This is a genomic window from Ruminococcus sp. (genome assembly GCF_045129435.1).
Classification (GTDB): domain Bacteria; phylum Bacillota; class Clostridia; order Oscillospirales; family Acutalibacteraceae; genus Ruminococcoides.
Genome location: NZ_JBGVJL010000195.1, coordinates 1 through 9,733, shown reverse-complemented (window position 1 = coordinate 9,733; position 9,733 = coordinate 1). Strand labels below are relative to the sequence as shown.

Below are 9,733 nucleotides of genomic sequence, written 5' to 3'. Positions count from 1 at the left end.
AAATCTCGTAGCTGTGGTTTCCTCCTGCTCTGGTAATTCGATAAAGGTTGCATAGTCTTTGTTTACTATATCCTCTTTCATCGCAAAGGTATACAGTGTAGTGAGCAGGCACTTGACTTTATGCAATGCAGAGTAACCTAAGCCCTCACAGATTTTCGGGGTACTTGTGACTTTATAAGTGCCCTTACCGTTCTTATCGAGATATTTTAGCTTGCCACCTGCACCAACTTCGTGGTGTGGGTTATCATAATAATCTATTATGTATTGATAATCTGATGTGCGTAAATCTCTGAATTTACGCTTATGGAGCGGCTCAAGCTTTATCCATGCACTCGCATAGTTGCTCTTAACGCTCTTGCCAAGCTTATCATATGCCTTTGTTTTCAGCCATTTAGCATGCAACTGCTCGAGCGTTATGTTATAGCAACTTACAGGGTTATACTCGTAATCTTTGAGTGCGTTTTCCGCCTCTCGTTTTGTGGCAAAAGCACCTAAATAAACTTGCTTGCCGGTGACACTACTTGCAGCTGCATACGGTTTTGACTTGTTATCTTTGCGTAAGTAAATGCTGCCTGTGCCTTTCGTTCTCCGTCTGATTGTTGGCTTGCTGTTGGTCTGACTTTTACCGCAGTATGGGCAAAAGGCAAAATCATCTTGTAACTCTCTGTTGCACCTTTTATTGATACATTTTTTCATATTTCACCTCAAAAAGGGTGCAAAAATCCCTTGTGTTATTTATCTGCAAAACTTGCAAAACACAAGGGAGTATGGTACAATTATATTGCGTTATATTGCACCGTTACACCCTGTGTAATGGTTTCCGTTCTATCCTGTTGGCGCAGGGTAGGGCGGATTTTTTATTGCTTATGTACGGAGGGTAGTGGAAGGTTTGGGGCTATTTTAAAGAACCCTTTCTCTCTCTATATATATTAGTTTATTTTTCTTATACGAAAGGTTATAAAACCCCTCAAACCCTCCTCAAGCCACCACACTAACATTTTCGCTTTATCATTCCAATTTGTGCAAACGTTTGCACATTTTCAGAATTTGTTTTGTCCATTCGAGTGGACATTTTCGCTGACTTATTTTGTTTACTCGAGTAAACATTTTCGCTTTATCATTCCAAAATAGGAAATTGATTTCCTATTTTAGGGCGGATTTTTTTATTTTAATAAATGTTACTGTAAAACCCTACGGCTTTGCCGAGGATACGGAGCAAAGTCCCATTTTTAGGACAGTTAAAAATTTCTTGCAAATAGCACTTGAAAAATTAGAACGAATGTTCTATAATAGATATATAAGGACTATTGTAGTAAGGAGAATGACAAATGAAATCAAATTCAAGCATCAGAAATGAAATAATCGAATACATAGATATTATAGAAAGTCATAAAGCGTTAGTTGCAATTCTGAAATTTGTAAAAATAATATATTCAAACATCAAAGGGGCTTAAAGCTCCTTTTTATTTTGCACATTTTTAATAAAGTTCTTAAACACCTCTCGCTCAAGAGGAACCATATGTATGTATGCCTGAATAATTTCAATATCCTTGTCATCAAGTCCGTATTCAGCTTTGAGAGCCTCAAGAACAACTTCCTCGCTCTCTTCGTCATACATTTCGCCCTCGCCTGTTCTTAGCCATTCAAGATTGATTTTAAATGTACTTGCTATATCTTTAATAGTACGCTCTGAAAATTCACGCTTTCCGTTTTCGCATTGATTGATGAAGTTAGTACTCAAATCTAACTTTTCTGCAAATTGTCGTTGATTTAAGCCTTCACTTTTTCGCACTTCTATAACTCTATTTGTAAGTTCATTCATATTATCACCTCCGTTATCTATATGTTATCAGAAAAATATTGACTTGTCAAGAAAAATTCAAAAATATTTTAAAATAGTATTGACATAGTAAATAAAATACGATATAATTAATACAACAAGTCAACAAAGAGGTGAAAAACAATGGCAAAAGGCAAAAGAAAAGGTCGCAAACCCACCGAAATCGAAAAGCTGGTGTTTGCGACCGCAATACTAAACCTTATCAAAGCAATCATTGATTTAATCAAAGAAATGTTCTGATAAGAAAATCTGAAAGGGGGAGCGACCAACTCCCCTAAGTAAGATTATAGTATTAACCTTAGCCGTTGTCAATATATAAAAGGAGTGAAAATATGAGTATTTTCAACATTTGTCTTGACATCGCAATTATTGCTTGTAATGTCGCAATTATCGTTCTTATTGCATGGAGGTGGAAAAAATGAAAACAGTAGTTGACATTAAAGTAACAGCTGAACAGCTTATCACTCTGCTCAAGCAGTTATCAGAGAGTCAGCAGGCTTATATCAGTGGTTACGCTCAGGCTCTTGCGGATACCAAGAAAACAGCATAGGAAAGGAGATGTAAAAAATGAGCCTTTATAGTTTACTAAATGACATATTTAATATGAATTCATTTCCAAAACCGATTGCCGAAAAGAATGTCACACCGGGACCAAGGTTTACGGTACCTTATGTTCCGCCTTATCCTTTAGAAGATGACTTTTACACCTTGACAAGAGAGGAGTGGACGGGAGCATTACCGCCTCATTCGGTAACACTTTTTTTGTGCTTCCTTATTCCGATTGGTGCGAATTTGAAAAGACAGACCTGTACCAAGATTTGGACAAATATCTGCAGGAATTACGAAAACGAGGTAACCAGAGTGAGCATGTAAGCACTCAAGATTGATTGGCAATAGCAATGCTAATTAAAGCAGGGGTTATTCGCTAAAAACATAATTGCATTATGCGAGGAGGTGAGAGCAATGTTAGAAACAATACTTATAATCGTAATAGCGATTGTATCAATGTTGTGCTTACCGCACACGCACAGCTCCGCAAATTTTCACAGCCTGACGAAATCGGCGAGTATGACCGTTGGGAATTAAAGCTCGGTAAAAAGACAAGCTCTCAGATTAGCCCACTTGTCAAAGAATGGGCAGATATGGTGCTTTTTGCTAATTATAAAACAGTAGCGGTAGCAACCGACAAAGACGGCAGAAAGTACAAGGCACAGGGCGGAGGGAGAGTGATGTACACGCTTCATCACCCTTGTTGGGACGCAAAGAACCGTCACGGACTGCCCGAAGAAATGGATTTTAGCTACGCAGGCATTGCTCATATTTTTAATGATGTTGCACCTGTAAATAACGCTCCTGTTCCGCAAAATCCGATACCTCAGCCACCTAAGGCAGAGCCTGCGACACAGCCTGTACCACAAACTACGCAGATTGAAAAAGCTCCCGAGCCTGTACCACCTTCACCTATGCCACAGAATGACAAGTCTGTCAATATTCCCGAGGGCATACCAAAAGCACTTGCCGACCTTATGAGAGCTAACGGAGTTGACGAAAGCGAAATCAGACAGGCGGTGTTTACACAGGGACACTACCCTTATGATACACCGATTACAAACTATGATCCACGATTTATTAACGGTTGCCTTGTGGGAGCGTGGAATAAAGTACTCGAAGTAATTCAGAGCAACCGTGACTTACCGTTTTAATAAGAAAGGAAGATGCATAAATGGATAGAGAATTTGGTTGGAACGACGAAATAACCGAAGAGGGCGGAAATTATGAACCGCTCCCCGAGGGTGATTATGATTTTACAGTAGCAAAGGTTGAGCGTGCTCGCTCACAGGGTAAAGGTAAACTGCCACCATGCAATATGGCAAAAGTGACTTTTGATGTGTGGGGAGCAGATGACAAGAGAGAAATTACAGTTAATTTTGTACTTCATTCTTCGCTCGAATGGAAGCTGTCACAGCTCTTTTTATCAGTATCAATGAAAAAGCATGGAGAGCCTCTTCGTATGGACTGGACAGGCATTATCGGAAAGAAAGGTAAATGTCAGGTTATTATTCGCAAGTACACTAAGAATGATGGCACAGAGCCTCTTGTTTTCATCGTTTCAAAGATGTGTACGAAGCATTGGGACTTGAACCGAAAAATCTCAACAGAATTGATATTTGGAACTTGCGTGGTAAGTCCGTGCCTATGGCTAAAATACTTGAGGCAATCAAGGACGGCTTTACACCGAATATGCCCACAGGGGCGAGCACAGGCGAGTTTTTTAAGGTCAATGACCGTAAGCTCGATGCTCTTGTAAAATCGACCACAGACGATTTGAGGAGGGCAGAAACGGCGGTTTTGCGTATGAGCAACGATAAGTACCGCAAAGCTATTTTTAACGCTCAAGTCTATGCAAACACAGGTGCAGGCACTTACGAAAAAGCAGTTGATATGGCTTGTAAGGATATGCTCAACGCAGGGCTGAATTGTGTGGAGTACAAAAACGGTGCAAGGCACACGCTTTCGGACTATGCGGATATGGCAATCAAGACAGCAAATAAGAGAGCATATCTAAGAGGTGAGGGCGAAGAAAGAGCGAAGTACGGATTATCGCTTGTTGTGGTAAATTCAAGGCAAGGCGGTTGCCCTGATTGTGCGTGTTACATAGGCAAGATTTTCATTGATGATGTGTATTCAAACGGCAAGAAATCGGACGGCGATTATCCTTTGCTTTCAACAGCTATTGCAAACGGACTTTTCCACCCTCGCTGTAAAGACAGCACAAGCACCTACTACCCTGAACTTGACGATTTGGACGAACCTCTCTCCGATGACGAACTCGCAGAGCTTGACCGTCAAAGAGGACTTGAAGTACAGCAACAGCACGCCGAAAAACAAGCCGAACGCTTTGACCGCAGAGCAAAATACAGCCTTGATGAGGATAACAAGAAGTTTGCACAAGCGAGAGCAGACGAGTGGCACGACAGGGCGGATAAGTTGGCGGAGCAAAAGGAAGATTACATTCATAAAATATCAGATAGTGAATCAATCACAAAGATTGAAAATCCTGAAATCACTACTGAAAAAGCAAAGACAGATGTTGAAAATTCTGAAAACGGTGGTATAATAGAATTTGAAAAGGGTGTTACAAAAGAAGTTCAGGAAACTTTTAATAACGAACTTGAAAATATGCAAAAGAAATTCGGTAAAGTAACAACCATTTCAAGAGTTGGCATACTTAATTCTAAAATCTCAACGGATTATGGTGAATTTTACGATAATTCAGGAGAACTTTTATTAAAGTTTGCGAATAAGAAAAATGCTTTGTCTGAACACGCACAAAAAGCGCAAGAGATGAAGAAATCGGGTAAATGGTCCTCGGCACACCCTTTGCATACTTTCAGACACGAGATAGGTCATGCGATACAGCTTGAACACAGGTTAAATGACCCATTATGGGATGATAAACTTGAGAAAATTACAGATATAATGGAGAAAATAAGTCCAAAAGAAGTTTCTTTATACGGATTTACGACACTTGATGAATTTATTTCTGAATGTATAGCTGAAAGTATGACGAAAAAAGCAAGAGCAATCTCAAAACAAGTTGTAAAAATTATTATGGGGAGTTGATTGTTATGACAGAGGCTTTTTTTAAATACATGAAATATTCGCACCTTGTTAGAGGAAAAAGAATAATAAATGATGATGCCCCCACGCAGATAAAAAATGAAGTAAAAAAACTTGATACCGATTATTTTATGCGAACAGGTAGGCATATGATTATAGTTCCGGAATAAAGTAACACAAAATTCAATAACCAATCAAAGCACTTAATCAATCAGATTGAGTGCTTTTTTAATACCCAAATTTTGAGAGGTGGTGACAAAATGAAAGTAAGAGTAATTACATCGTTCAATGATAAAACCGAGGGTTATGCAGGGCACACTTACTTCACCATTCATCACATCAAATGTAAAATGGGTGGGTGCAAGAACATTCCACTTTACACAGATGTCAACAACAGGCTTTAAGAACCACAGCAGAGAGGGTGGTTGGAACAAGGGCAAGTACACACAGACTGATGTTCCTTTCACTTGCGAGCACGACAGAGATATTGAGTTCCTTGTGGATAAGGCAGATGTTGACGAAACCAACGCTACCGCAAAGGTTGAGAATATTTCAAAGGTGTTTGAGCAGACACAGGTCGCACCGGAAACCGATGCACTTTTCTTTTCAAAGGTTGCCGCAAAGGCTCAGGCAACAGACGGCTATCATTCGGCTACCAAGTCAACCGACTGGACTAAAGCAAACGCTTACTCAAAGCTCAAGACTATTCTTTCGGCCGGAAAACTTCGCAGATACAAGGCGAGAGGTACACTTGTTGCTTATGTAACATCAAACATTATGGATTGCCTTGAGCAGTCAACAGAATTTACCCGCAAGATTGAGCTTACTCAGATTGCCGAGGGTGGTATGGGAATTGAAACAAGAGTAACTGAGGTAGACGGTTGCCCTATTATCGAGGTTATTGATGATGAGCGTTTCTATGATAAGTTCAACTTCAATCCTGCTGACGGTGGTTTTGAGCCTGCCACAGGCGGTCACAAAATCAATGTTATTGTTGCTTGTGGCGATACCTGCAAGACTGTACCGAAGATTTCAAGCATTTACTTCTTTGCACCGGGGGCACATACTGAGGGTGACGGTTGGCTCTATCAGAACCGTACACTTTCCGATACATTTGTTTTCCCTAACGGCAAAGACGGCAAGATTGACAGTATTTATGTTGATGTTGATACTACGGCGGTGGCTTGATGTTTGCGGATTACATTGAACAGCAGGGCGGAGATGAAAACAGCATTATCTCCGCCGAGCACATCGACATTCTGACCTTTAATCGCATTGATTTTGAAAAGCTTTCAGAAATGCAGAAGAAAATCATCAGCCGAGTGCACAACAGACTTACTGCTTTTGAGAAAGAAAACGCTGATATGATTAATTCTTATCTGAAAAATTACAACATCAACGGTGTGGGTATGGAGTTTGGAGCAAGTTGGAATTTGATGTGCATAAGCGGTGTGGCAATTCCTGCGGACCTTTACTCTCTGCTTAAATCAACAGGGCTTTGTTATCCTGCAATATGAGGTGATATGTTTTGAAATTTCCGTCACTTGTAAAAAAGCAGTTCTGCAAAACTTCTGTTGAAGTCACAATATACGGCGAGGGTGTTACCGAAGACGGTGCACCTGTTGTTGCTTTTGAGTGCAGGGATTTGTACCCATCGAAAAATCTTTATCCCTCAAAAACTCTATTCCCAGGCAATGCTCATTGCAATATGCAGTCAAAAGCAAAGACAGTATATACAAAGGAACAGAAAATTGTGCAGGTGTCGGCAGTGCTGCTTTTTGACGGTGACCTTGCTCCCGACAGCCCCACATTGAGTTCAGGCTTTGTAGTGCTTGACGGAGTAAAGCGTAATATCGTACAAGGCATTAAACACCGCAACCCTGACGGCACAGTGAATTATACGGAGTTGGATGTAATTTAATTGTATTGACATTGTTGTAACATTGTGATAATATAATGTTGAGGAGATGATATTATGGCAATGTCAAATATTAATGTCAGAATAGATGCAGATAAGAAACAAAAGGCACAGGAATTATTTTCATCTTTAGGACTTGATATGAGTACAGCAATTAATATGTTTATTCAGCAAGCCCTTGAGTTTAACGGTATCCCTTTTACAATTCGCAAGTACAATGCCGAAACCGAGAAAGCGTTTGCCGAGGTTGAGGAAATGAAGAAACACCCTGAACTTTACAAAGGCTATAACACCGCTGATGAATTGTTTGAGGATTTGGACAGATGAAATATATAATCAAACCAACCAATCAATTCAAAAAGGACTATAAAAAGGCACAAAAACAACATAAGGATTTGAGTATTCTCAAAAATGTTGTTAATATGCTTGCAAATGGTGAGGAATTGCCCGACAAATATCGTGACCATATGCTCATAGGCAATTACAAAGGTAAGCACGAATGCCATTTAGAGCCTGATTGGTTGCTGATTTATGAGTATCTTGATGATGAACTGATACTTTTCCTTGCACGCACAGGTTCACACAGCGATTTATTTTAATCAAAGCACTTTGCAGAAATGCAGGGTGCTTTTTGTATTGGGGGAGTTTAATGAGTTTTTCGGTAACATCAAAAATCAAGCTGAATTTGCCTGTATTAAAACAGATTGATATGGCACAGCAAACGGCATTGCGTAACACCACAGACGCATTGCTTACACAGATTAAAAACAATCAGGTTATGCCTTTTGATACTGGTAATTTGCAGAATGAAAGCACATTTGCCGATTACGCAAATCTTGCCGAGGGCGAAACAAAAATCGTATCAAGTACACCGTATGCCAGACGGTTGTATTTTCACCCTGAATATAATTTCCACCGCACAGTGTGGGTTGATAAGGACGGTAAAAAGCACGGTGCAAACAAGAATGCAGGGGGTAAGTGGCTTACACCTTGGCTCAAGGGCGGTACACGACAAAACTTTTGTCAAAAGGCATTTGCAAGATTTTACAAGCAGGAGGCAGGACTTTGATTTATTTATCTGATATAAGGGACTTCTTAAAGACTGTCTTTAAAGCCGAGCATTACTACATCGGTAAACTCGATAACAAACAAGATAAGTCCCTTGGTGTGTACTCTCTCAAGCAGTCGGGTGCTCCTGTAAGGGCGATTGGTGACGAGAGTACATACAACACAATCAGCGTGTCTTTGCTCTTGCATTGGAACAACAATGCAAACGAAACCGAGCGACAGGCACGCAATTTATTTGAAACGCTTTTCAGCGTAAAAGATGTTGAAATCAACAGACACACAATTTATATTATTGAACTGCTCACACCCGAGCCTGTCGATGTAGGCACAGACGATAAGGGCGTTTATGAGCAGGTTATCAACAACTAATATCAATCGTTTCTGACAGCGACTGATATTGGTTTCAATATATATACAGCCGTTGGTTGAGTTAAAGACTTAATCAACGGCTTTTTGTCGTTTCAGGGGCGATTGATGTTCCGAGAGGAGTGAAAGGTAATAAAAACCCCTGTGAGTTGGATGGGAAACAAAACTTCCGTCCTTCATATTTTGTACGCTCTGTTTCCTCTGAATTACGAAAGGTATATTGAACCTTTCGGCGGTTCGGGAGCGGTACTTTTAGGCAAGAAAAAACCTGATAAATTCGAGGTGTACAACGATTACAACCACAATCTTGTTAACCTCTTTTGCTGTATGCGTGACAGACCTTTGGCTTTCATAAAAGAGCTGGGATTCTATCCGCTTAATTCAAGGGATGATTTCAATGCAATCAGGGATTTTTTTAAGCAAGAAAAGTTTGATGATAAATATCTTGATGAGGAATTGCAGTTGACGAAGATTATCCTGCCTGACTTGAAAGCAGAAGAAGTCATAAAGCTATATGTCAGAATGAAAAAGGACTACGACTTGCGCAGAGCAGTAATGTTTCTGAAACTCTTGCGATACAGTTACTCAAGCGGTGGCAAATCCTTTGCCTGTCAGCCTTTTTCAGTAGTGAGCCTTTTTCAACTGATAGAGCAAGTTGGTAAAAGACTTGAAAATACGGTAATCGAAAATCAGGATTTTGAGGTTTTAATCAAACACTATGACAGAGAAAATGCTTTTTTCTACTGTGATCCGCCTTACTATTCAAGCGAGTATGTTTATTGTAAATGTCAAGTGAAAATGACGAAAAACGCTCATTTAAAATGTACAATTATGAGCGAAGAATCAGTCATCAGAATCATCAAAGATTTTTCTGCCCTTGATGCGGTAGGAATTTCCGGTAATTTTGATAACTTCGCAGT

Annotated in this window: 17 protein-coding genes; 15 read left to right on the top strand and 2 right to left on the bottom strand. The window is 39.9% G+C overall.

What is annotated here, in order from left to right:
• Nucleotides 1–696, bottom strand: a 696-nt coding sequence (locus tag ACJMMI_RS09520) for a hypothetical protein (RefSeq protein WP_405355250.1), incomplete at its 3' end; no start/stop codon positions are given.
• A gap of 632 nt (nucleotides 697–1,328) precedes the next feature.
• Here ACJMMI_RS09520 and ACJMMI_RS09515 point away from each other — a divergent pair.
• Complete coding sequence (locus ACJMMI_RS09515; protein ID WP_405355248.1) at nucleotides 1,329–1,454, top strand: hypothetical protein; 126 nt, start codon at nucleotides 1,329–1,331, stop codon at nucleotides 1,452–1,454.
• Here the strand turns inward: ACJMMI_RS09515 and ACJMMI_RS09510 are convergent.
• Nucleotides 1,451–1,822 (bottom strand): helix-turn-helix domain-containing protein, encoded by a 372-nt coding sequence (locus ACJMMI_RS09510; protein ID WP_405355246.1) that lies wholly within the window; start codon nucleotides 1,820–1,822, stop codon nucleotides 1,451–1,453. The two genes, ACJMMI_RS09515 and ACJMMI_RS09510, sit on opposite strands and share 4 nt — an antisense overlap.
• 436 nt (nucleotides 1,823–2,258) lie before the next feature.
• On the opposite strand from ACJMMI_RS09510, the gene ACJMMI_RS09505 reads away from it, so the two are divergent.
• From ACJMMI_RS09505 to ACJMMI_RS09440, 14 genes are all read left to right on the top strand, one after another.
• A complete protein-coding gene (locus ACJMMI_RS09505) occupies nucleotides 2,259–2,390 on the top strand; it encodes a hypothetical protein (protein WP_405355243.1) in 132 nt (43 codons plus the stop codon).
• 17 nt (nucleotides 2,391–2,407) lie between these two features.
• Complete coding sequence (locus ACJMMI_RS09500) at nucleotides 2,408–2,713, top strand: hypothetical protein (protein ID WP_405355240.1); 306 nt, start codon at nucleotides 2,408–2,410, stop codon at nucleotides 2,711–2,713.
• 71 nt (nucleotides 2,714–2,784) lie between these two features.
• Entirely contained in the window at nucleotides 2,785–3,543 is a 759-nt protein-coding gene (locus tag ACJMMI_RS09495; RefSeq protein WP_405355238.1) for an AAA family ATPase, read from the top strand.
• A 20-nt stretch (nucleotides 3,544–3,563) separates the two neighbouring features.
• Nucleotides 3,564–4,148 (top strand): hypothetical protein, encoded by a 585-nt coding sequence (locus ACJMMI_RS09490; RefSeq protein WP_405355236.1) that lies wholly within the window; start codon nucleotides 3,564–3,566, stop codon nucleotides 4,146–4,148.
• Nucleotides 4,037–5,464, top strand: coding sequence for a phage minor capsid protein (locus tag ACJMMI_RS09485; protein ID WP_405355233.1), 1,428 nt, complete (start codon nucleotides 4,037–4,039; stop codon nucleotides 5,462–5,464). Before ACJMMI_RS09490 ends, ACJMMI_RS09485 begins: the two co-directional genes overlap by 112 nt.
• A 5-nt stretch (nucleotides 5,465–5,469) precedes the next feature.
• The gene (locus ACJMMI_RS09480; RefSeq protein WP_405355231.1) at nucleotides 5,470–5,631 is read left to right on the top strand and encodes a hypothetical protein; all 162 of its coding nucleotides are present in this window, start codon (nucleotides 5,470–5,472) and stop codon (nucleotides 5,629–5,631) included.
• A gap of 118 nt (nucleotides 5,632–5,749) precedes the next feature.
• On the top strand, nucleotides 5,750–6,649 hold the full coding sequence (locus tag ACJMMI_RS09475; protein WP_405355230.1) for a phage capsid protein: 900 nt from the start codon (nucleotides 5,750–5,752) through the stop codon (nucleotides 6,647–6,649).
• A complete protein-coding gene (locus tag ACJMMI_RS09470; protein WP_405355227.1) occupies nucleotides 6,649–6,978 on the top strand; it encodes a hypothetical protein in 330 nt (109 codons plus the stop codon). The genes ACJMMI_RS09475 and ACJMMI_RS09470 overlap by 1 nt, the downstream gene beginning before the upstream one ends.
• A gap of 11 nt (nucleotides 6,979–6,989) precedes the next feature.
• Complete coding sequence (locus tag ACJMMI_RS09465) at nucleotides 6,990–7,382, top strand: hypothetical protein (protein ID WP_405355224.1); 393 nt, start codon at nucleotides 6,990–6,992, stop codon at nucleotides 7,380–7,382.
• A 54-nt stretch (nucleotides 7,383–7,436) separates the two neighbouring features.
• Nucleotides 7,437–7,706 (top strand): type II toxin-antitoxin system RelB/DinJ family antitoxin, encoded by a 270-nt coding sequence (locus ACJMMI_RS09460; RefSeq protein ID WP_405355222.1) that lies wholly within the window; start codon nucleotides 7,437–7,439, stop codon nucleotides 7,704–7,706.
• The gene (locus ACJMMI_RS09455; RefSeq protein WP_405355221.1) at nucleotides 7,703–7,978 is read left to right on the top strand and encodes a type II toxin-antitoxin system YafQ family toxin; all 276 of its coding nucleotides are present in this window, start codon (nucleotides 7,703–7,705) and stop codon (nucleotides 7,976–7,978) included. The genes ACJMMI_RS09460 and ACJMMI_RS09455 overlap by 4 nt, the downstream gene beginning before the upstream one ends.
• Before the next feature lie 50 nt (nucleotides 7,979–8,028).
• The gene (locus ACJMMI_RS09450) at nucleotides 8,029–8,448 is read left to right on the top strand and encodes a hypothetical protein (protein WP_405355219.1); all 420 of its coding nucleotides are present in this window, start codon (nucleotides 8,029–8,031) and stop codon (nucleotides 8,446–8,448) included.
• Nucleotides 8,445–8,816: a minor capsid protein gene (locus ACJMMI_RS09445; RefSeq protein ID WP_405355218.1), complete on the top strand. Its 372-nt coding sequence runs from the start codon at nucleotides 8,445–8,447 to the stop codon at nucleotides 8,814–8,816. The genes ACJMMI_RS09450 and ACJMMI_RS09445 overlap by 4 nt, the downstream gene beginning before the upstream one ends.
• Before the next feature lie 150 nt (nucleotides 8,817–8,966).
• Nucleotides 8,967–9,733: DNA adenine methylase (locus ACJMMI_RS09440; RefSeq protein WP_405355217.1), on the top strand; the 767-nt coding region annotated here is incomplete at its 3' end.